This window comes from Archangium lansingense (assembly GCF_026626635.1).
Taxonomy (GTDB): domain Bacteria; phylum Myxococcota; class Myxococcia; order Myxococcales; family Myxococcaceae; genus Archangium; species Archangium lansingense.
In genome coordinates this window covers 13161692-13182688 of the sequence record NZ_JAPNKA010000001.1, presented here as the reverse complement: position 1 = coordinate 13182688, position 20997 = coordinate 13161692, and the positions used below count along the sequence as shown (strand labels likewise).

The window sequence follows — 20997 nt, the reverse complement described above, 5'->3', positions numbered from 1 at the left end:
TTCAGCCTCCGGCGTGGGGCGCCGAGAGCGGCCGCCCCTTGAGGAACTCGAGCAGGAAGTCCCGGAAGGCGGACACCTTCCTTGGGACGTGCTGAGCGCGTGGGTGCAGCATCACGAGGGTTGTCGACGGTTGCGTGTAGCGCGGCAGCACGCGGACGAGCTGCCCGGACGTCACATCCGCCTGGGCGAGGAACGTGGGGAGGACCGCGATTCCCGCGCCCGCCTTGACCGCCTCGCGGATGAAGAGCATGTCGTCGGCGAGCACGCGCGCGTGCTTCTCCGAGATGCCCAGCTCGCTGAGGTACTTCAGCCCCCGGAACGCGACGAAGTCGTGCTCGGTCAGGTCCTCGGGCGTGCGGGGTGTCCCTCGGCGGGCGAGGTACATGGGCGAGGCGAAGAGCTGCACGTCGAGCGCCCCGAGCCGCCGGACCATCAGCGACGAGTCCGCCAGCTTCGTTCCCGCGGCGCGCAGCGCGAGATCGAACCCCTCCGCCACCAGGTCCACGTTCCGGTTCGTGAGGCGGCAGTCGACCCGCACCGAGGGGTAGCGCGCGGTGAAGCGGGCGATGACCTCGGACAGGAAGGTGGCCCCCATGTCATGCGGCGCGGTGAGCCGGAGCTCGCCCGAGGGCGCCTCCTCCCGCTCGGGCAGGCTCCCCACCGCTTCCTTCAGCGAGGCGAGCAGGGGCGCCGCCCGCTCGTACAGCGCGGCACCGGCGGTGCTCAGCGAGACATGACGGGTGGTGCGGTGGAGCAGCTGCGTCCCCACCGAGGCCTCGAGGCTCACCACACCCCTGCTCACGGAGGACTTGGGCAGTCCCAGCTTGCGGGCCGCTTCCGAGAAGCTTCCGGTCTCCGCGACGGCCACGAAGAGGCCGAGGAGGTTCAAATCCATTGTTCCTCCGGAGGAAGGGCCACCACGGCAACACTATAGGGAACGGGAGGAATCAGAGGCTCTCGGCCGTCCGCACGGGTTCCGGGGCGGAGGCCCGGAGGTAGCGGGCGAGGCACGTGAGACGCACCCTCGAAGGTGGAGCCGCTGAAGAGGGCGGCATTCACGAGGGGGGTAGACGGTGCCAGGACGCACCTTCAACGAGCAGCCCGCCGCGTCCAAGCGGACCGTCTCCCCGGCGAAGGAGGTTTTCCAGGCGCCTCGGAGTCCAGCGCCGCGCGTGGCCCGTGGAGCGACGGGGCGCGGCTCGCAGCGCGGTGGGACGAGGCAGAACCCCGAGCGGCGGGGCTCCACAGCCGGGGCGGCGGCTCCCGGGGAAGGTAGGGCCGCGGAATCCACTCTTGGCCACGTGGATTCCACCCAAGGTGCGAGAAGTTCAGTAATTCTCGAAAATTACATAGCCAGAAAGGTCTGCAACTCAGGTAACGTGTGTCCTCACCCAGGCCCCGTTCCGGGCGGAGAGGGCGAGGGTGGTACGGCCTTTATGAGTCGATTGAAGGACAAGGTGGCCCTCGTGACGGGGGCGGCTTCGGGAATCGGTCGGGCGACGGCGCTGATGTTTGGCCGCGAGGGCGCGCGAGTCGTGGTCACGGACATCGCGCCAGCGGGCGAGCAGGTCGCGCAGGAGATCCGGGCCGCCGGTGGGCAGGCCTTCTTCGTGGTGCACGACGTCACGGACGAGGTGACGTGGCAGAAGGTGATGGCGCGCACGCTGGACGTGTATGGCCGGCTGGACGTGCTGGTGAACAACGCCGGCATCGCCATCTCGCGCCCGGTGACCGAGATGTCCATGGCCGAGTGGCGGGAGCAGATGGCGGTGAACCTGGACGCCGTCTTCCTGGGCACCAAGTACGCGGTGCGCACCATGCGCCTGGGCAAGCGCGGGGGCTCCATCGTCAATGTGGCCTCGGTGTCCGGGCTGGTGGGCAGTCCCGGGACGGCGGCCTACTCGGCGAGCAAGGGCGGGGTGCGCATGTTGAGCAAGGCGGTGGCCATGGAGTGCGCGCCCGATGGCATCCGCGTCAACTCGGTGTTCCCGGGCGGGGTGCGCACGCCCATCTGGCAGAACGCGGACTGGTGGAGCGGCTTCGTCGAGCAGGTGGGCAGCGAGGACGAGGCGTGGAAGAAGCTGGAGGGCGCCGCGCCGCTGGGCCGCATGGGCGAGCCCGAGGACATCGCCGAGTCCATCCTCTACCTGGCCTCGGACGCCTCGCGCTACGTCACCGGCGCGGAGCTCGTGGTGGACGGCGGCTATACCGCTCGCTAGTTGCGGCCCCACTGCCGGGGGCGGGTGAAGCGGAAGAAGCCGCTCTGCTCCTCCTCGGCGACGGTCTGGGCCTCGTCGGAGAAGTAGCGCGCGCGCAGCTCCGTCAGCCGCGCCTCCAGCTCCGGTCCCGAGTAGTCCTGGGCCAGGGCCTCGCGCTCGGACATGTACTGCGAGCCCAGCTCCCAGCGCGTGTCGCGCACCCGGTCCAGCTCCTCCCAGCGCTGCAGCGCCTGCTCGTCCAGGCCCATCTCCTGGCGGATGGTGCGCAGGTTCTGAGCGCGCTGCTCGGGCGGCATGCTCCCCAGGTCCTTCTGCACCGAGCCCAGGTCCAGGAAGCGGTTCATCAGCTCCTGCTGGTGGGTCTGCACGTAGGCCTGCGAGTTCTCGCCATACGCCTTCTGGATGCTCTGCTTGTACTGCGCCATGCGGTCGCTGACGCTCGCGCCGGGCAGCGCGTCGATGACCTTGAGCGAATCGGCCACGGCGAGGTTGCGCAGCTCGGCGACCCAGATTTTCTCCGCCACCTCCTTGCCGAACAGGCGGTTGCGCTCCTCCCAGATGGCGGCGCGGCGCTCGGCCTCTGGCTTGTCCTTCAGCTCGGCGTGGTGCTCCTTCACCCACTTCTCGTAGTCGAGCCGCTGGTGCAGCCGCTGGGCGAGCTCGTCATACAGCTCGGGGAAGGCCTGCTTGAGCACGGCCAGCAGGTCCGCCTCCCAGCCCGTGGGGTTGAGCTTCTGGAAGTGGCGCATGAGCTGCTCCAGCATGCGCATCTGCGTGTGCGGGTTGCGGATGTGGGCGCCAAAGCGCGAGCGCAGATAGGAGACGAGGTCTCCACCTGGCTGCTCCAGTCCGTCCTCGCCCTCCTGTGCACCGGCCGCGGGTGACGCCCGGTTCCGGGCCGCGAGCGCCTGTGCGTTGGCCGCAGTCTGGGCCGAGGCCCGTGCCGGGGCCGCCTCCGGGGACGAGCCTTGCTCGGGACGCGTCTTGAAGACGAGCAGCGCGGAGCCAGCGAGGAGCAGCACGAGCGCCAGCAGCAGGGGGGCCTTCCGACGATTCATGGGCGGCGTCATCTCTGGGAGGGGGGCGGAAGCGGGAGAAGGCTACCCCCGGAAGGCCCTCGCACGCACGGGGGGCCCTCCGGGGAGTGAGGCGTGCGTCAGTCGTAGGTGGCGATGTACTGGAAGATGGCCGCGTAGAACTCGGGCTCATCGAAGGTGTCCGGGCCCACGCCGACCACGTCCATGTGGTCCTGGTTGATGACGCTCGAGGTGGAGGTCATCTGCGCGGACGTGGGCGCGTTGATGGTGCCCAGGTAGGGGACGTTGGCGTCGTTGGTGACGGAGTCGAAGCCGAAGGTGGACTCGCTGTACTTCAGCCGGTAGCCCATCTGCTGCGAGTTGATGCCCACCAGGCCGTCGTCATCGGCCTCGTTGGCGATGCCGTCGCCCTTGCCCGCGGCGCCGTCGTTGTCGCAGTCGTCGGTGCAGTAGCCGTCGCCGTCGATGTCGTAGAAGAACTCGCTCACCAGCCAGAGGGCGGGGTTCACGCTGGCGCCGTTCTGCGCGGTGATGAGGGACACGTAGCGCGAGGCGTAGCGCGCATCGATGGGGTTGTTGACGTTGAAGTTCTTGGCGCCGGTGGTGATGCCGTCGGTGGCGCTGTAGTCGTTGTAGACGAGCTGCTTGGCGCCGGCGAAGGCGTCATTGCCCGACTGGTAGACGACGTTGCCGTAGAACTCGGCCAGGGCGGCGATGACGCTGGTGACGCCGGGCTTCAGGTCCAGGATGTACTTGGCCACGGGCGAGCCGCGGTGCGGCGAGGACACGCTGACGAGCACGGGCACCACGGTGTAGCCCTTGCGGGTGTAGAGCACCTTGGCCGCCTTGCGCGCGTCCAGGCCGCCCTGCGAGTGGCCGATGAGGTTCACGCGCGTGACGCCCGCGCTGGCCATGTAGCCCTCGATGTCGTTGGCCAGGTCCAGGCCACGCACCTCGGAGTTCTGGAAGGGCTGCACCTGGCCGACGAACGTCTTCTGCCCGCCGTCGATGTCCTCGTTGCAGGGCACCTCGAAGAGGCTGCAGACGTCGCCGACGAACATGCCGTAGTCGTCGCCCCAGTAGTCGTAGCCGAGGATGTCGTCGAAGCCGGCCATGCCGTGGGCGAACACCACGGGGTACGTCGTCTTCGCGGCGCCGGCCTGCGCCTGGGTGGTGAGCCCGAGCGCGCACAGCGCCATCAAGAGGGTGTGCAGCTTCTTCATGGTGAGTCCTTGGGGTGTCCCTGCCGGGGGGCCGGTCAGGGCAGTGGGTGTGTGAGCAGGACAGCGCGGGATCCCGGGAGCTTCGGGTCGCCTCCGGGTGAGCAGCAACCCGAGCAATCCTCGCGCCAGACCCACTGCGTCATCGCTGCGGGGACGACGCGACGCGTCATGTAGGTAAAGTGGAGCATTGATGCTCCAGTCAATCTTGCGCCCGAGGTGCTGGAGGCGGCTCTTGGAGGCTGAGAACCTTGGAAGACCAGGGGGTTACATGGCCATACCGCCAACTGTCCTGGATGAGGACAGAGAGTGCCGTGAGTTCGGACAGTCCGTCCGGAGGGCAGGGGCGGGTGGGGGTGCGGAAAAACAACAGCCCCCGCGCCTCGGGGGAGGGGCGGGGGCCAGGGGGGCTTCGCGGTGGGGGGAAAGGCGCGTTGCCCCGAATCAGGGCCGGTACTCCCAGTGCCAGGGCTCGGAGGGGACGGTGCGGGCGAAGCCGAAGCGGCTCGCGTTGTTGGCCAGCCATTTATAGGTGGAGGTGCCGGTGCCGCCCACGTTGATGTCCAGGGCGATGCCACCCTGGTGGTTGGAGTAGCCGGGCTTGGCGGCGAGGTTGCCGGTGCCGTTGAGGTACTTCTGATAGAGGACGCGCTGCTCCTCCATGGTGCGGAAGGCGCTGTTGACGTGGAGGTTGATGCCAGCGGCCTTGGCCGCGGCGTGCATGCGGTTGAAGGCGGCCGCCGCGTCCGAGCGCATCACCTTGCCGCCAGCGATGGGCGAGACGGTGATGTTGCGGGGCACGCCATTGACGTAGCCGGTGACGGCGCGGCCGCCGCCGCCGCCGGACGGGTTGGTGACGGAGCCGGTCACCTTGATGCCGAGCTTGTCCCACGTCTTGGGACCGACGATTCCATCGGCGGTGAGGCCCTTGGCCTTCTGGAAGGCCTTCACGGCGGCCTCGGTCTTGGGGCCGAAGGAGCCATCGGCGGTGCCGGCGTTGAAGCCGAGCTGGTTGAGGCGGTTCTGCAGGGCGCGCACGGGCTCGCCGCGGGCACCCTCACGCAGGGTGGGGCCGGAGCCGCCCGAGGTCGGGGTGGAGGGCTTGGGGGCAGTGGCCTTGTTGAGGGCGCTCCAGGTCTTGGGGCCCGCGATGCCATCGGCCTCGAGGCCCTTGGCCTTCTGGAAGGCCTTCACGGCGGCGAGCGTCTTGGGGCCGAACTGCCCGTCCACGGCGCCAGGGTTGAAGCCCGCGGCCTTGAGCTTGTTCTGGAGGGTGGTCACCGCGGCGCCTTTCGAATTCAGGCGGAGCGTGGGAGGGGCGGCAGCCGCGGCGGTGCGGGGGGCGAGGGCGGCGGTGGATCGGGCGATGGCGACCATGGCGGGGGCCTTGGGGGGGTCGAAGGGGGGTAGACCTGCTCTTATTTTCGTAGGTGCCGGGAAGAAGTTTCCTCACACCCGTCGATTCCGGGTGATCGGCGGTGGACGAGGCGTGGAGGAAAGCGCTGCCACCCGGGGCTGAGGCTCGATACGCTGGAGGGCTCGCGGGTTCCGGGAGGGGAACGTGGCGATCAGAATGAGGCTCGACACGATGGCAGGGGAGACCTTCCTCCAGTTGGAGGATGGGGCGGTGCGGCAGGAGGACGGGCCGCGGCTGGCGCTGGTGACGCGCGGGGAGGAGCTCGCGCGGCTGCTGGAGGGGGCCATGGCGTGCTCCTTCTCGCACGAGGTACCGGAGAGCCTCGAGGAGAGCGCGGTGGTGGAGCGCTTCCTGAGGGACTGCTCGGAGTACAGCGATGTGCACGGGCTGCCGGACTCGCTGCGCGAGGAGATGGAGGAGCACTTCGCGCAGTTGCTGGACGCGCTGTGGCGGCTGGACTGGCTGGTGTTCGGCGAGGCGCGGGAGACGACGCTGGTGCCGGGGGAGGACCCGGTGCGAGGGCGCGCGGTGACGCTGTGCCTGGCGCGCTACGACAGTCCGTCGGTGCAGATGGGAGCGAGGCTGCGCCGGTACCTGGAGAGCTTCAAGGAGGCGGTGGTGCGCATCGAGGGCCGCTCCGAGGCCAACGAGGGCGGCGCCAGCAAGCTGTTGCACTGACACTCCCGGGACGCGGGAGCGGCGCTCAGTTCCGCTTGTTGCCCGGGTGGTGCCACGAGAGCTGCAGCACCTTCGCGAGCGGCTGATCCTCGGCGCGGCGCTCCAGCAACCGGGTGATGTGGGGCCGGGCGTAGCTGCGAGACAGCGACAGGGCACTCTGGCGGCGAGCGTTCTCGCGCAGCGGCTCGGCGCCGGCCAGCAGCAGCAGGCGGATGCAGTCCTCGTCTCCGCGGCGGGCCGCCATCATCAGTGGTGTGGTGCCCTCGCTGGTCTCCGCGTCTGCCTTGGCTCCGGCGTCGAGCAGCAGTTGCACCAGCAGCGCGTACCGGCGGTCCGCCGCGTAGTGCAGCGGGTGCCAGCCGAAGTCGTCGCGGTTCTCGAAGGGCAGGAAGGTGGAGCTGCGCGCTTCGACATCCGCCCCGCGGCGCAGCAGCTCCTCGGCCAGCGCGGCGTGGCCTCCGAGGGCGGCGCAGGTGAGGGGTGTCTTACCGTCCGTGCCCCCGTACTCGAGCGCCGCGCCCGCCTCGTCCAGCAGCCACACCACGAGCTCGAGGCGGCCCGCGCCCACCGCGTGCCGCAGGGCCTCGCCGCGCTCGTCCGGCCCTGCGCGTCCCACCAGCAGGCGCGAGGCCTCCAGGTGACCGCGCTCGGCCGCCAGCATCAGCGCGGTGGTACCCCGAGAGTCCCGGGCCGCCGCGTCCGCGCCGAGCTCCAGCATCCGTTGCACCAGGGGCGCGTGGCCGTGCCAGGCGGCCCACATCAGCGGCGTCATTCCTTGCTCATCGCCGCGGGCGAGCGCACGGGGCTCGGTGTCCAGCAGGGCCTCCACGGCGGCGGTGTCCCCGCGCCGCACGGCATCGATGAGGTTGGTCATGATGTATCCCACCAGGTTGGATGACCCGTAGTGTCGGATTCTAAGGCAGAAGGGCGGAGGCGGCGACACGAGCAGACACCGCCCCCGCCCCGGTGCTGCGACTGCTACAGCCAGCAGGCGTTGGGGCCGTCACCAGTGCGCGTGGTGAGCAACAGCAACAAGGCGAAGGTGTGCGGGCCGCGGCGCTTCGCGCGGGACGACGGGGGGCGCATGGAATTCCTTTTTCTGGAATTCCAGGTTCAAGTCAACGCGCTGGAATATTCTGTCTGGCTATGGGCCATCCCGTGACGGAGGGAAGGGAAGGCCGTCACGGAGCAGTGGGAGCTGTCAGCGGGCCTTGAGGTGCTTGGCGTAGAGGGACTCGAGCGACTGGAAATAGCCGCGCTCTTCCCACATGGCCGCGGCGAGCCGCTCGGCGAGGGAAGCCACTTCCTGGTCCTCGCCCTCCATGGGAGTGCGGGGAGCACCATTCCAATGCTCGAGGGCCTTGGAGAGCTCGGCGAGCAGCAACCGGCTGCCGGCGAAGAGGCGGCGCAGCACCTGGTTGACGGGGCGCGCGTCCAACTCCTTGCAGGCGGCGTCGATGGCATCGTGCACGCGGCGTGGGGTGTCCTCGGTGGCGAGCCGGGTGGCGTCGAGGTCTCCCCGCTCGAGCGCGTGCTGTAGCAGGTAGCCGTGGTGCAGGGAGACGGAGGCCATGTCCACGCAGTCCTTCACCCACAGGGCGGTGGCCAGCCGCTTGTAGGCCTTGCGCCAGGTGAGGCGGAGGGAGATGAGGGCCGTCTTGCTGGCGAACTGCTGCAGGCGGCTGCCCTCGCGCGGGTGGAGGCCGGCGAGCACCGTCACCGTGCGGTCCGGCGGGGAGAAGGAGTACTCGCGGAGGATGGTGCGAACCATGCGCTCGCGCACGCGGCGCAGCGCGTACTCGTCGAGGAAGGGGACGGGGATGAGGGGAGTGAGGCCGGAGACCACAGCGTACAGGGCCACGCGCTGCACCCGCGGGGGCACGGTGGAAGACTGGGGCTCGGAGCCGGATGTCGGGGAGGACATAAGAGGTATCGGCGGGGAGTTATCACGGACGGGCCCGCGCCGTGAGGCCCGTTACGCGATGGTCACCTTCCCACCGGAGGGCGGGCTCCGACGGGGCGGTGGTTGCCGCCCGGGAGCGGCTTGTCCTACATAGAGGGCTCACGAGCCCATCGTCGAGGGATGAATGCTTGCTCGTCTGTTCGGATTTCTCGTGCTGCTTGCAACGACAGCTGCCGCTGCTGGGCCGGTGGCGCAGCATTCGGCAGCACGGGTGCAGCAACTCTACATGGCTCAGGCTTTCACCCAGCCTCTGCGAATTTCCCAGTCCGTGCTCCAGGCAACGGACACAGTCCGGGCCCAGATGCTGGCGATGCTCGCCAGAGGGGAAATCCAGAAGGCCATCGCGCTCTACCAGTTGGAAACCGGGAGGCAGGCCATCCCGCAGTGGTTGCGGCTCTTGGAACTTGCCTTCGTCGCCGAGAATCGCAGGCCAGGACCCTGCATCGAGGTGGCCCGGCGCATCTCCATGGCGTTCCAGCAGCTCGGAGGCAAGCCCGAGTTCATCCGGTTCACGTCACAAGGCTCGAAATACATCGCCTTCGAGATGCGCGGGTGAGCCACGCAGCACGGTTCAGCTCTCCGACTTGAGCTTGCACGTCGCTGTGCGTCTGCAGAACAAGATCTACGATGCCTTCACCGGGCCACAGGGGCTGTCGGAGGACGAGTACATCCGTCGCCTCGTGACGGAAGAGGGAATGAAGATCACCTCCGCGGTGCTGAACAGTCTGGACGACCTATGACCCGTGGCTCGGAAACCGTTGTTAAAGTCGTGCCGCTTCCTGAGGAGTGGCGCGGGCGCTTCGTGTCCCTCATTGATGTCCTGCTGCGCGTCCGGTCCGAGCATGCGCGCGGCAGGCCCCTGGGGGTCTTCTTCGGGGGAATGGAGACGACCCAGGCCGTGGCCGCTTTCGAGACCGGCTATCGGGCCTGCTGCCGGTACCATGGCATGGAGGACCCCTGGTACGAGGCATTCAATGACTGGCTCTTCAGACGGGAACTCTCCACGGAGGGCTGGCACAAGAGGTATCTCTCCGAATGCGGAGGAGCGCACCTGAATGCCATTCAGAGGTACCTGGACACCGTGGCCGAGTTCGCCGCCCAGAACCCCGCGCCTCCTCCCTCGCGAGCCGAGGGTTGAATCACGACTCACGGTGACCAGAGATTTTCATGGGTCAAAGCCATCCTTCAGCTTCTTCCGCGCACGCTCAATCTGCTTGAGGATCTTCTTCCGCCGTCCCTTTGCGTGCGCTCGGACGAGGGGTGGGTGACTTGGGCATTACGCGATGGTCACCTTCCCACCGGAGCCGGGGCCCGAACGCCCCGAGCTTCCCAGGGCTCGGCACACCACCAGGTACTGCTTGTGCAACTCCAGCGAGAGCGGGTCCAGGATGAGGGCTCGCTCGTAGGCTTCGCGCGCATGGGAGAGCAGCCCGGCCTGCTGGTGGGCCTGGGCGGTGGCGAGGTGCACGCGCAGCGGCCCCTGCGCATGGGGGCGGCGGGAGAGGAAGTCGCGGCGCATCTCCTCCAGCTGGCTGGCGGTGAGCCCCGCGGCCAGACAGCGCGCCACGCCCTGGAAGTTGCCCCGCTCGGCGTCGTAGGCGGCGCGGCGCTGCGTGTGGCTGAGCGTCTCGGAGGCCTTGCGCACCCGGTCGAGCACGGTCTCCACCTTGGCGCGCAGCATAGGGGAGATGGGGCGCTCGCGCAGCCGCTCCAGCGCACTGCAGGCCCGGCGCGCGCGCACCCGCAGCTCCTCGCAGCCCGTGTCCGGCGGCAGCGCGAGGACGGCGTAGAGGTCCTCCGTGCCGCGCTCGCGGTAGGGGGCGAGCATCTGCTCCACCTCGGCCTCGGCGGCCGGGTCCATGGGCGGGCGCAGCGTGTTGAGCGGCTGCCCCAGCATCAGGTGCGCCACCGCCGCCTTGAAGGAGACGGAGGGCTCCACGAACTGCACGCCGAAGCCGGCGGCCATGCCCCAGGCGCGCGCCTCCTCGGATTGCACGTGGCGCACCACCTCGCACTCGCACGTGAGCTCCCCGTCCGGGTGCTCCAGCGCCACCACCACTCGGGAGAGCAGCGACGGCAGCGCCTGGTCCGTGCTCAGGAACATGCCCCCACGCGTCAGGTCCGTGCACGTGAGCTGCTCGGCCGCGGCACCAGGGCTCGCCGTCACCAGCACGGGCACGGCCACGGCGGGGCGCACTGCGAAGGTGCCCAGGGGCGTGGGCGTGCGGGCGGGGCCAGCCGGCGAGCGCACCATGTCGAGAGCCACCTGGAGTGCACCGCGCATCATGGAGGCACTTGGGAAACGGTCCCCGGGTTCCTTGGCGAGCACACGCAGGATGACGCTGGAGAGGGCGGGCGGTACGTCCGGGCACAGCGAGGTGGGGGAGATGGGCAGCTTCGTCTGGTGGGCGAGCAGCAGCGCGGTGAGGGAGCGCTCGACGAAGGGGAGCCGGCCAGTGACGAGCTGGTAGGCGATGACGCCGAGGGCGTAGAGGTCGGCGCGCCCGTCCAGGTCGTCGCCGCGCGACTGCTCCGGCGCCATGTAGTCGGCCGAGCCGATGATGGCGCCCTCCTGCGTGTCGGTGCTGCGCTCCTCGCAGTCGAGCAGCTTGGCGATGCCGAAGTCGAGCACCTTGACGAAGGCGGGGCCGTGGCCGCGCTGCAGCAGGAAGAGGTTCTCCGGCTTGAGGTCCCGGTGGACGATGCCTCGCGCGTGCGTGGCCTGGAGCGCGTCACACACCTGGGCGAGCAGCGCTACGGCGATCTCCGCGCGCACGGGCCCGCGCGCCAGCAGCGCGGAGAGCGGCTCTCCCTCGAGATACTCCATGACGAGGTAGGGCCGGGGCGGCGCGGGGTTGATGTCGATGATGTTGACGATGTTCTCGTGGCCGATGAGGTTCACGGCGCGCGCTTCCGTGTGGAAGCGGCGCAGCACCTGGGGCGAGTTGGCCAGCTTGCCGTGCAACACCTTGATGGCCACGCGGCTGCCGATGTCCACGTGCTCGCCGAGGTACACCGCGCCCATGCCGCCCTGGCCCAGCTTGCGGGTGAGCCGGAAGCTGCCAATACACTCGCCCAACAGCGGATCCGCCCCGGGCTCGCGGCGCTGGACCGAGGGCTCGAGCGTCTCGCGGAGATCGGCGGACTTATCTGGGCCTGCTTCGCTGGGCATGGGACTGACGGCGCTGGAGGCGTACGGAGATGGTCCCACGAAATGTCCCCCCCGGGACATCCCCCACCTGGTTGGGTGCGGATCGGTTCAGGACATTGTCTCCCACCCCGCCGTGTAGGCGCAGGGAGGTGGGCTGTAATGGTTCACTCAGGATGCAGCGTTTTGATTGCTAACGGACAGTGGGGGGGGAGGGAGCGGCCCGGTCCGCGATGGACAGCGCCGGAGTCAGGCCTTGTCCGCGCGTCCGAGCACCATGGCGCCCACCTGCCCTGGCTCGGCGCTCGATAACAGCACGACCTGTCCGGTACGGGAGTACCGTCGGCTCAAGGAGCGGACGGCGACGCAGACGCCTACCGCGCCGCTCGCGGCCCCGGTCTCCCCCAGCGACTCGGCGGGCGCGATGATGCGAACGTCTTCCCCCAACTGGCCGCGAGCCCGGACCCAGGCGTTCCCCAACTCCCGAGCTCTCCAGTTCTCCCCGTTGAGGTCGCAGATGATGTCTCCCTGGAAGGGCTTGCCGGGTGAGGCTGTCTCCAGGGCTTCCTGAAGGACCCTGGCGAGGCCCATTCCATTGTTGGGCTCCTGCTGGAAGCGGTGCCTCTCCTCGATTCCGAGCGCGGTGCTTTCGACGAAGACCCGCGGGGGGAGTTGCCTTTGTCGCAGGCTGGCCTCGGTCTCCAGCATGAAACAGGCGCCTGCTTCGCCCGGAATCAGTCCGTAGGGGACATCTCCCGCCTTGAGTCTCCTGGCAGCGGCCAACCATTGCAGCGTTGGTCCATCCAGGTAGGAGTCCACCGCGAGGACGAGGAGCCGCTCGAGTCCCGTGGCGGCCATCCGCCGCCGGGCCTGCTGCACGGCGGTGATGACTCCCGCATGGCCCAGGGCCAGGATCTCCGCATGCACTCGTTGCAGTGGAAGCCTCAGCACCGTGAGCAGCCGCTGGAGGAGGGCGTCGTAGAGGGCCTCGGGTGAAGCAGACTTCTCGTTCGGGAAGCGCTCGCTCTCGAATGAGGGCAGGACCACCATGAGCCCTGTCCTTCGCCAGAAACCCGTGTCCGAGGCGTTTGGAATTCCTTCCTGCTGGAGCAGGTCCAGGACGCATCCACGTGCCAGCCGCAGCCAGAGACCGGTCTGGCTGAATCCTTCCGTGTAGCCTCGGATGGGGCGGCCGACCACGGGGACGAGCTCGTGCACCGTTGGATCCAACACGGTGAAGGAGGGGCATTCCCGAGGCCGGGAGAGGCCGGCCCGGATGGCGGCACATGAAGCAATCGCGCCGAACCCGAGGGAGGAAATCATGCCCAGGCTGTTGATGCTCAGTCGCATGGAGAGATGGACCTTCAGCCGGGACGTCCTGGGACACGCCGGGAGTGGCGCCTACGTGGAGATGTGGGCCCAGGAATCCGGACGGAAGGGCTGAGCTCCCGTCAATGCCCGCGCCGTGGACGGCACATGGAGATGGTCCGAAGCGGTCTCCAGGTGCTTGCGCTCCGCCAGTTGGAGCAGCGCGAGACCGACCACCGAGAAATGACGCTCGGTCAGCAGCAGGGCAGGGGGCTGGGTCTGCCGTGAGGCCACCAGCTCGAAGCGGAGGCTGCGATCCTCGAGGTATAGGCCAAGGGCCTCGTCGAAGGCGCGCGAGTCCGAGTCCAGCAACGCCCTGCACACCGGCAGGCGCGTGTCGTCCGCGCCCTGCAGCGCTTCCTCATACCGGAGGAGAAGCTTCTGGCAGGCCTCGGGGGGGCTCCCCAGGAAGAAGTGCTGCATCAGGAGCTCGACGAAGAGGAAGTCCTCCTCGTATTCGAATCCGCGAGCCCAGGAGCGTCTCGCATGACGGGCCATCTTCTCCGCGGAGGAGAAGTCCCCGGCGGCGACGGCATCGAAGAAGGGGTGGAGCTTGCTGCCTGGCGGCGGCTCCTGGCCGGGTTCGCCAAGAAAGTGTGCGAAGGCAGCGCCGCTCTGGTGCAGGTGCCAGCGGAGAGGCTCGGGGTCATCCGTGAGGAACAGCTTCCCGATGCCGGCGATCCGGAAGTTGTGGCAGAAGGCGAGCACCTGCCCCACGGATGCCCTCCCGCGCTGGAGGGCTGGCACCAGGGCGCGGTTCTCCTCGAGTGCGTCCTCGACGAAGGCTGGAAGGAATTCCGTGTTCATGGAGGGCGCCGCTTACAGCTCGTCGTTGAAGCGCAGACGGGTCCAGAAGACGTTGGTCAGCTTGCGCTGCTGCATCTCCTTCGCGAGATCCAGCCCCACCACGTACGTATGCGGGCTTTCTTTCAGACGGAAGAGCTGGGGGGCCGCCCGGGTCTTCTCACGATCCAGCACGGCCTCCTCGATGCGCAAGATGTTATCCGGCTTCTCCGTGTCCCAGACGATGTCGCTGGCCTTGAGGTCGAGACAGTCGAACGTGCCGATCGGATTGATGATGCAGTAGTCGCGGCTGTAGGGCCGCTTGTGGTGGTCGTAGAGCGTGAAGGGCAGATATTCGATCTCCACGTTGGCGCAGAGCTTCTCGATGGCCTCCCTGAAATCCCTGGAGGCGACCAACATGCTCTCGCTGTTGCCCAGGAGCGAGGAGAGCTGGACCCCCGGATTCTCGGGACGCATGAGGATCTTCGCGTCTTCCGGGTACAGCTCCCCCACGCGCACCCCTCTTCCGACGCGCCAGGACTGGATCTTGATGCCCTCGACGAAGTCATCGAGATAGCAGAGGTCCAGGTTGTTGATGTCTCCCATGGTATCGAGCTCTCGGAAACTCATCTCACGTTCTCCTGTTGTGCATCACGTCAGGGGGTCGTTGATGGAGGTCCTGGTGCTCTTGGGGGGCGGCTTGGCGAGCAGGTGGTTCTCCTTGACGTCATCGAGGGAGTCACCCGCCATCACGCCCTTCTTCATCAACTGACCGGCTGATTTGATCTGCTCGTAGAGGCTCTTGGAGAGTGCCTCGAGCTGTTTCTTCGACTGGACATAGTCGGGCAGCTCGTGCTTGCTGGCCTTCTCCTGCATCGGCTGGAAGATGTCCTTGACCTGTTTCAGGACTACCTTGCTGTAGGCCGAATGGTGGAAGGTGGTGGGAGTCATGCGGTGCTTGGGGAGCCCCACGGCTCGCGCATGGAGCGCCAGCATCGGCAGGATGATCATGTTGATCTGATCATTGAGGATGTAGGCCTCATCCAGCAGCCCCCCGCGGACCGTCAGCTTGATTTCACTCGCCTTGGGTGCATCTCCCCCCACCCACGCGATGGCATTCGTCAATTCCGCATGGGGGATGATGTGGTGGGACTCGTGCCAGTACGGCACGGTGCACTTGTCCTGGAAGTTGCCTGGATGCCCGATGTTCCAGTTCTGACCGCTGGGCGGTTGGAGGCCGTAGTCCTTTGGCCAGGTGTAGGACCCCGTGTCCGATTTGGCCTTGAGGTAGCCCTGCCAGCGGTAGCTGCAAGTGTTCCCATCCGTGTAGGCGCCGTGATGGGCGTTGAGACAGGCTGGCTTGTGCTTGTCCGGAAAGTCCTCGATATCGGTCAGGTGCTGGTCTGAGCGTTTCCTCTTCTTGCCCATGGGAACCTCGCTGACAGAGCGGCCGAGCCTATCACGGAAGGTCGTCGTGATTCGTGCCGGGCACTTCAGGCCGTGATGCCGTCCGTGATGGAGCGGATGAGCCGCACGGGAGGTGCCGCGCGGAGCGCTCGCAGTGCATCCTTCTGCTGGCGCGCGAAGAGCCGGGTGGGCAACTGCACCATCCCTCTGCTGCGAATCATCACCTCGAGCGACAGCGCGTGCCGACGCCGCATGGGCGCGCGCTCGAGGGATTCCAGCAGGACCTCCGTACTCAGGACTTCACCACCCAGGTAGCGCTGACGGGCATCGAAGCGCGGACGGGCTTCCTTCCACCATCGCGCCACCGCGGGCGCATCCGGGAGAGGCAGCGCATCCTCGGCGGAGGGCTCGAGCGACGCGTCGAGGTTCTCCTCCTCGAGAGGGGGGAGCTCCTCGGATGGCTCGGGGCGCTCCACCGCGAGCCCCTGGTCGAGACGCAGACCCGTGATGGCGCAGAACGCCTCCGCGGCCAGTGCGGCCGAGGACTCGTCCTCCATGAGCGCGACACAGGCATCCGCGGCGGCCTGGCGGCCACTGAAGCCGAGCGCCCACAGCACATCCTGGCGCAGCTTCGGCGTATCGAGCAGGGCCAGGCGCTTTCCGAGCTCATGCTCGTCTGCCCCCATGGCGACCAGCAGCCGGGAGAGCTTCCCCTCCGGGGCGCCCATCGTCGCCAGGCAGGTACTCCAGGACGCCCGGTGTCCCTGGAGGAGTCCGGCGACGAGGGCGGCATCCCGCACCTCGGGGTGAGGCGACGCCAGCAAACGCTCCAGTGCCGCCCGGTCGAGTCTGGTCCGTGAGCGGCTCATCGCGCGCAGGGCCGCGTGGACCACCCGGGGCTCCTCGTGCGTGAGGCTCTCCGACAGCACCTGGGGAGGAACCGCGCCGTGCTGGCCCAGCAGGTCGATGGCGAGGGCTCGCAGCGCGGGGGAGGGAGCCCCGAGCAGGGAGGGGAGCCATGCTGGCAGCGCTTCGCGGGCGAGCAGCTCGAGCGCCCGTTGAATGGCGGCCAGGGACGCCGGAGCGTCCTCCTTCAGGGCTGTCCGCAGGGCCTCCGTGGAGGTGGGGACTTCTCCGCTGGCGAGCGCGAACGCCGCCACGGAGACGCGTGCTGGCACGTCCGCTTCGAGGGCGGGTACCAGCAACCGTTCCGCCACCGGGGACCCGCCGAGCACCAGCCCGTCCAGGAGCGCGAACAGCCGCTCCTCGCGCTCCTCCACCTCGTGCAGCCAGTCGTCGGGAGAGACGAGCATCCGCTCCCATTGGCTCCAGAGGAACTCCGCTTCGTCCAGGTACTCCTCGTAGATGTCCCAGAGAAGGGGAAGGTCAGCTCTCGCGGTCATGGTCCTGATGGATTTCTACCCAGGGGCTCTGTCGCTCCGGGTCAGACATCATGGTCGCACACGAGGCACTTCGGCTTGCCGGTGCTCTTGCCCAGCGCAACGACAGGCCCCTGCATGACGGGAAAGGGCGGCGTGTTCTTGTCGTTGTGGAGCATCAGGTCGAACGCCCGGGCGACGTTCTTCCCCTCGAACTTCACGTCGAAGGAGTAGTTGACGAACTCGGCCTTTCCCTTGGTCTTGCCCGAGGCCACGCCTCCACCGGCGGTGCCCGCTTCGTCTCCCGTGCTGGTGCTGAAATTGGAGTCCTTCACGCACACGGGCTTGCCTTTGACGGAAACCTTCTTGGTGCCTTTCGCCGTGTCCGACGAGCGCGCGATGTTGGGGTACGGGATGGGGATGGGACCACCCGGGCTGGGTGTCTTGCACACGTCCGGGAATGCCACCGTGGTGCCGTTGCTGTCCTCTGTCACCACGGACAGCTTGTTGACGCCGACGTGGACCGACATGGTTCTACCTCCCCTCGTGACAGGGTGTTCCACCAGAGTCTATCCCAGATCGACCCTCGTTAGCGGAAGAAGCGGAGTGGGATGCTCGCCCGTGCCGGAAGGTGGCTGACGGACAGTAGAGGGCGGGGGCGCGGGTAGGGTTTGAGGCTTACGGACGCAACGACAAGGGGGGAACAGTGATGAAGGGACTCGCGGGCAAGGTGGCGCTGGTGACGGGGGGAAGGGCGTCCGGGTGAACGTGGTGTGCCCGGGAGCGCACCGCACGCCGATGCTGGAAGGGCTGCTGGAGAAGATCTCTCCGGGGGAGCCGAGGAAGGCGGAGGAGCAGTACTACGTGCCGAGGATTCCGATGGGGAGGCTGGGGGAGCCGGCGGAGTGTGGGAAGGCGATCGCCTGGCTGTTGTCGGAAGAGGCCTCGTACGTGAACGGCTGCGTGATGACGGTGGATGGCGGAGTGATGGCGGGCCTGTAGCCGTGGTGTAGGAGGAATCCACGGCCCAATTTCCCCTCGCCCTCCGGGAGAGGGACGGGGTGAGGGTATCGAGGCCCGCGGGTTGCCCTTCACGGGCCCACGAGGACACCCGGATTCAAAATCCCCTGGGGATCGAGCGCTCCCTTCACGGCCTTCAAGGCGAGGGCGAAGGGCTCTGGGCGCTCGCGGTCATACCAGGGGCGGTGGAGCCGGCCCACGGAGTGGTGGTGGGTGATGGTGCCGCCGTGAGCGATGATGGCCTCGCTGGCGGCCTGCTTGAGTGCGAGCCACTGTTCCAACTCGCCGCCGCGCTTCGCCGGTCCGAGGAACGTGTAATAGGGCGCGGGCCCGTCTGGGTAGACGTGGGTGAAGCGGCAGCTCACGACTCCACCGCCGCAGATGCGCTCGAGGGCGCCGCGCACGGAGTCGAGGATGGCGCCGTGGAGCGAGTCGAACTTGTCCCACGTGCAGGCGGTCTCGAAGGTATCGGCGATGACGCCGAGGCTCACCATGACGTTTTGCAGATACGGGGCCTCGATGAAGGCTGAGCGCCAGCTCTCCGCGGCACCACTGGCGCGGGCTTGAGCACCCGGCTCATCGGAGCGGTAGCGAGCACCCTCGCGGCACTCGCCTCCGTGGGATGCGGTAATGGCGAGCGCGCGCTCCATCCAGGCTTGCAGCGGATGGTCCGCGGACTCGAAGGCGAGCACGAGCACGCAGGAACCATCCCCGGCGACGCTATTGAGGAAGGACTCCTGCGCGTCGAGGAGGCGGCAGTTGGAGGGGTGGAGGCCGGACTGGGAGAGCTCACGGACGGCGCGCACGGCGGCGTCGAAGTCGGAGAAGTGGACGCTGGCGCTGGCGCGGAAGCGGGGGCGGGACTGGAGCCGCACCCAGGCCTCGGTGATGACGCCGAGCGTGCCCTCGGAGCCGAGCACGAGCCTGTCCGGAGAGGGGCCAGCGCCCGAGGCGGGAAGACGGCGCGTCTCGTAGGGGCCGCGCGGGGTGAGCATGCGGGTGGACTGCACCAGGTCATCGATGTGCGTGTAGAGCGTGGCGAAGTGGCCACCGGCGCGCGTGGCAATCCAGCCGCCGAGCGTGGAGAACTCGAAGGACTGGGGGAAGTGGCGCAGGGTGAAGCCGTGCGAGGCGAGCTGAGACTCGAGCACGGGCCCGGTGGCGCCGGCCTGGATGCGGGCGGAGCGGGAGACGGGGTCCACCTCGAGGACTCGGTCCAGGCGGCGCAGGTCGAGCGACACAGCTCCGCGGAAGCCATTGCCGATGGCGGCCTCGATACCGCGCACGACGCTGGTGCCACCGCCGAAGGGGATGAGGGCCACATGGTGGTCGCCGCACCAGTCCATGACGGCGCGCACGTCCTCCTCGGTGCGGGGGCGGGCGACGAAGTCGGGCGCGGAGGAGAAGTCCCCATGGAAGCCGCGCACGAGGTCTCCATAACCCTTGCCATAGGTGTGCGCGGCCCGGTCGGCCTCGTCCACCGAGCACAGCACCGCGAGGGACTCGGGTGGAGCAACCCGGGGGCTGGGGAGACGCAGGGCCGTGGCGGGCTCGTGGGGCTCCAGCGAGGGGCCTCCGAGGAGCGGGGAGACCTGCTCGGCGAGGGAACGCCGTGCCTCGGTGTCGGGGAACTTGTCCGCATAACCCCAGCCCCAGATGCTCGTCGCGCGAGTGCTCATGGCCCGCGAGCGTACGCGGTTCCCCGCCCAATCGCGCGCGTCCGTTCGCGGGGCCCCAGCCAACGTCTCCTTATGAGCTGCTCCCGGCATTCGTGCCGCTAAGGTGGTGGCATGCCGTCATCCTTGCCAACAAGTTGTCCCGAACTCACCGCTCCCGTTGACCTGTGCCTCGCCAACGGTCGCCTCAACCCGGCCGCCGTTGGGCACAGCCGGCGCCCGCTGCATCGGACCAACCTCGCTGGATGGGGGCGCACCAAACGCTGGGAGTACTGGGGCATTGTGACCCCCACTCACGTCATCGGGGTCACCGTGTCGAGCCTCGACTATGCCGGCGTGCACCAGTTCTATCTGCTCGATCGCGTCACAGGCATCGAGCGCGAAGAGGGCGCGCTCGTGCCGCTCGCGGCCGGGGTGACGCTGCCGGACGTTGAGCCTCCGCTCACCGTCACCGCGAAGGCTCGGCACTTCGACTTCGCGTTCACCGACGAGGCGGGCGGCACCCGGCTGCGCGCGAGCCTCGGTGGCCTCGAACTGGACGTATTCGCAGAGGATGCTGGCGAGTCGCTGAGCGTCGTCGTGCCGTGGAGTGACACCCGGTTTCAGTACACCGTCAAGGACCTCGCCCGCCCTGTATCGGGCGTGCTGCGCATCGACGGGGTCGAGCATCCGATTCCAGCAGGTGACTCGTGGGCGGTACTCGATCGAGGCCGCGGCAAATGGCCATACCGCATGACCTGGAACTGGGCGGCCGGCTCCGGCGTGGTCGACGGGCACCGGTTGGGGTTGCAGCTGGGCGGCAAGTGGACCGACGGCACGGGCAGTACTGAGAACGCGCTCATCGTCGACGGGGTGCTGCATTTCATCCCCGAGGAGCTGCGCTGGGAGTACGACACCGGTCACTGGACGGCGCCGTGGAGGGTCCACGGCGAGCGCGTCGATGTCACCCTCACCCCGTTCCATGTTCGGCACGCGGCCACCAACGCGCTTGTGATCGCGTCTGCGACGCAGCAGGCCTTCGGCGTGTGGTCCGGCTGGGCGACCGATACCGCTGGCAACCGGTTCAGCGTCGACGGCCTCGTGGGCTGGGCGGAGCAGGCCGCGAATCGGTGGTAGCGGGGCTGGCACCAGTGACGCTTGGCCCACTAATGGACAGGTGAGAAGCAGTCAGCGCGCCAGGAGACCCTCCCCAAGTAAAATGAACCCAGACGCTTGGCGGTGTATGAGGGAGGTTTCATGCCGGCCTCAAGGGATATTGGGATCGCACTCATGCTGCTGCTTGCCAGTGGGTGTGGCCATGTCACTGGCAGCGCGCGCGACCTCTCCGAGCGCCATCGACTGGAGCATGCCTCGTATGAGGAGCCCGAGAACGGCGTTCGGGCCGAGTGCAGTACGGTCGGCGCACGCATCAATGCGCTGATCGCGAAGGGGCAGTTCGCCGAGGCAGAGGCGCTGATTGCTGAGGCATCTGCTGGAGGTCTGGTTTCCCAAGCCTGGGCTACGGAGAAGCTGCAAACGATTGCACAGTTGAGCACCCGGGTGGGGCAGCTTTCGGCTTCTCTCCAGCGCGCGAAGGATTTCCCTTCACAGCTCAAGGACTACACACTGTTCGAGAGTTGCAGCATAAGGACTTCAGCCTCGCGACGGAGGCTCAGTTGAAGATGGTGAAGAAGCTGCTCGAG

21 protein-coding genes and 1 pseudogene are annotated in these 20997 nt (G+C 68.0%); 8 read left to right on the top strand and 14 right to left on the bottom strand.

Annotated elements, in window-relative coordinates; genetic code table 11:
• Position 1: 1 nt before the first annotated feature.
• Positions 2-895, bottom strand: coding sequence for a LysR family transcriptional regulator (locus tag OV287_RS53190; RefSeq protein WP_267541759.1), 894 nt, complete (start codon positions 893-895; stop codon positions 2-4).
• A gap of 541 nt (positions 896-1436) precedes the next feature.
• On the opposite strand from OV287_RS53190, the gene OV287_RS53185 reads away from it, so the two are divergent.
• Positions 1437-2219, top strand: coding sequence for an SDR family NAD(P)-dependent oxidoreductase (locus OV287_RS53185; protein WP_267541758.1), 783 nt, complete (start codon positions 1437-1439; stop codon positions 2217-2219).
• Here OV287_RS53185 and OV287_RS53180 read toward each other — a convergent pair.
• The 3 genes from OV287_RS53180 to OV287_RS56305 form a co-directional block, all read right to left on the bottom strand.
• Positions 2216-3277: a hypothetical protein gene (locus OV287_RS53180; protein ID WP_267541757.1), complete on the bottom strand. Its 1062-nt coding sequence runs from the start codon at positions 3275-3277 to the stop codon at positions 2216-2218. The genes OV287_RS53185 and OV287_RS53180 overlap by 4 nt on opposite strands.
• Positions 3278-3375: 98 nt before the next feature.
• On the bottom strand, positions 3376-4479 hold the full coding sequence (locus tag OV287_RS53175) for an esterase/lipase family protein (RefSeq protein WP_267541756.1): 1104 nt from the start codon (positions 4477-4479) through the stop codon (positions 3376-3378).
• A 441-nt stretch (positions 4480-4920) separates the two neighbouring features.
• Entirely contained in the window at positions 4921-5757 is an 837-nt protein-coding gene (locus OV287_RS56305; RefSeq protein WP_308809813.1) for a peptidoglycan-binding protein, read from the bottom strand.
• Between the two features lie 280 nt (positions 5758-6037).
• Between OV287_RS56305 and OV287_RS53155 the strand changes: the two genes are divergently transcribed.
• Positions 6038-6571: a hypothetical protein gene (locus OV287_RS53155; protein ID WP_267541755.1), complete on the top strand. Its 534-nt coding sequence runs from the start codon at positions 6038-6040 to the stop codon at positions 6569-6571.
• Between the two features lie 25 nt (positions 6572-6596).
• On the opposite strand, the gene OV287_RS53150 is transcribed toward OV287_RS53155, so the two are convergent.
• Positions 6597-7445, bottom strand: a complete 849-nt coding sequence (locus OV287_RS53150) for an ankyrin repeat domain-containing protein (RefSeq protein WP_267541754.1) — start codon at positions 7443-7445, stop codon at positions 6597-6599.
• Between the two features lie 327 nt (positions 7446-7772).
• Positions 7773-8495 carry a hypothetical protein gene (locus OV287_RS53145; RefSeq protein ID WP_267541753.1) on the bottom strand — a complete coding sequence of 241 codons (723 nt, stop codon included), beginning with the start codon at positions 8493-8495 and terminating at the stop codon, positions 7773-7775.
• 163 nt (positions 8496-8658) lie between these two features.
• On the opposite strand from OV287_RS53145, the gene OV287_RS53140 reads away from it, so the two are divergent.
• The 3 genes from OV287_RS53140 to OV287_RS53130 all read left to right on the top strand — a co-directional run bounded on the left by OV287_RS53140 (position 8659) and on the right by OV287_RS53130 (position 9672).
• Complete coding sequence (locus OV287_RS53140; RefSeq protein ID WP_267541752.1) at positions 8659-9090, top strand: hypothetical protein; 432 nt, start codon at positions 8659-8661, stop codon at positions 9088-9090.
• Positions 9091-9118: 28 nt separating this feature from the next.
• Positions 9119-9274: a hypothetical protein gene (locus OV287_RS53135; RefSeq protein ID WP_267541751.1), complete on the top strand. Its 156-nt coding sequence runs from the start codon at positions 9119-9121 to the stop codon at positions 9272-9274.
• 62 nt (positions 9275-9336) lie between these two features.
• Positions 9337-9672 (top strand): hypothetical protein, encoded by a 336-nt coding sequence (locus tag OV287_RS53130; protein WP_267541750.1) that lies wholly within the window; start codon positions 9337-9339, stop codon positions 9670-9672.
• 138 nt (positions 9673-9810) lie between these two features.
• On the opposite strand, the gene OV287_RS53125 is transcribed toward OV287_RS53130, so the two are convergent.
• The 7 genes from OV287_RS53125 to OV287_RS53095 form a co-directional block, all read right to left on the bottom strand.
• The gene (locus OV287_RS53125; protein WP_267541749.1) at positions 9811-11745 is read right to left on the bottom strand and encodes a serine/threonine-protein kinase; all 1935 of its coding nucleotides are present in this window, start codon (positions 11743-11745) and stop codon (positions 9811-9813) included.
• 186 nt (positions 11746-11931) lie between these two features.
• Entirely contained in the window at positions 11932-13032 is a 1101-nt protein-coding gene (locus OV287_RS53120) for a hypothetical protein (protein ID WP_267541748.1), read from the bottom strand.
• Positions 13033-13083: 51 nt separating this feature from the next.
• A complete protein-coding gene (locus tag OV287_RS53115) occupies positions 13084-13857 on the bottom strand; it encodes an Imm49 family immunity protein (RefSeq protein ID WP_267541747.1) in 774 nt (257 codons plus the stop codon).
• Positions 13858-13869: 12 nt separating this feature from the next.
• Positions 13870-14463 (bottom strand): imm11 family protein, encoded by a 594-nt coding sequence (locus OV287_RS53110; RefSeq protein WP_267541746.1) that lies wholly within the window; start codon positions 14461-14463, stop codon positions 13870-13872.
• A gap of 21 nt (positions 14464-14484) precedes the next feature.
• Positions 14485-15261 carry a hypothetical protein gene (locus tag OV287_RS53105; protein WP_267541745.1) on the bottom strand — a complete coding sequence of 259 codons (777 nt, stop codon included), beginning with the start codon at positions 15259-15261 and terminating at the stop codon, positions 14485-14487.
• Positions 15262-15326: 65 nt separating this feature from the next.
• A complete protein-coding gene (locus tag OV287_RS53100) occupies positions 15327-16643 on the bottom strand; it encodes a TIGR02270 family protein (protein WP_267541744.1) in 1317 nt (438 codons plus the stop codon).
• Between the two features lie 41 nt (positions 16644-16684).
• Positions 16685-17149: a DUF4150 domain-containing protein gene (locus tag OV287_RS53095; protein ID WP_267541743.1), complete on the bottom strand. Its 465-nt coding sequence runs from the start codon at positions 17147-17149 to the stop codon at positions 16685-16687.
• 226 nt (positions 17150-17375) lie between these two features.
• Between OV287_RS53095 and OV287_RS53090 the strand changes: the two are divergent.
• Positions 17376-17621: pseudogene (locus OV287_RS53090) on the top strand (SDR family NAD(P)-dependent oxidoreductase); the annotation flags it as partial.
• An 89-nt stretch (positions 17622-17710) separates the two neighbouring features.
• On the opposite strand, the gene OV287_RS53085 reads toward OV287_RS53090, so the two are convergent.
• Positions 17711-19318, bottom strand: coding sequence for an FAD-binding oxidoreductase (locus OV287_RS53085; RefSeq protein WP_267541742.1), 1608 nt, complete (start codon positions 19316-19318; stop codon positions 17711-17713).
• A gap of 111 nt (positions 19319-19429) precedes the next feature.
• Here OV287_RS53085 and OV287_RS53080 point away from each other — a divergent pair, with 111 nt between their 5' ends.
• Together OV287_RS53080 and OV287_RS53075 are read left to right on the top strand one after the other, a co-directional pair.
• Entirely contained in the window at positions 19430-20431 is a 1002-nt protein-coding gene (locus OV287_RS53080; protein WP_267541741.1) for a DUF2804 domain-containing protein, read from the top strand.
• Positions 20432-20584: 153 nt separating this feature from the next.
• A complete protein-coding gene (locus tag OV287_RS53075) occupies positions 20585-20974 on the top strand; it encodes a hypothetical protein (protein WP_267541740.1) in 390 nt (129 codons plus the stop codon).
• Positions 20975-20997: the final 23 nt, after the last annotated feature.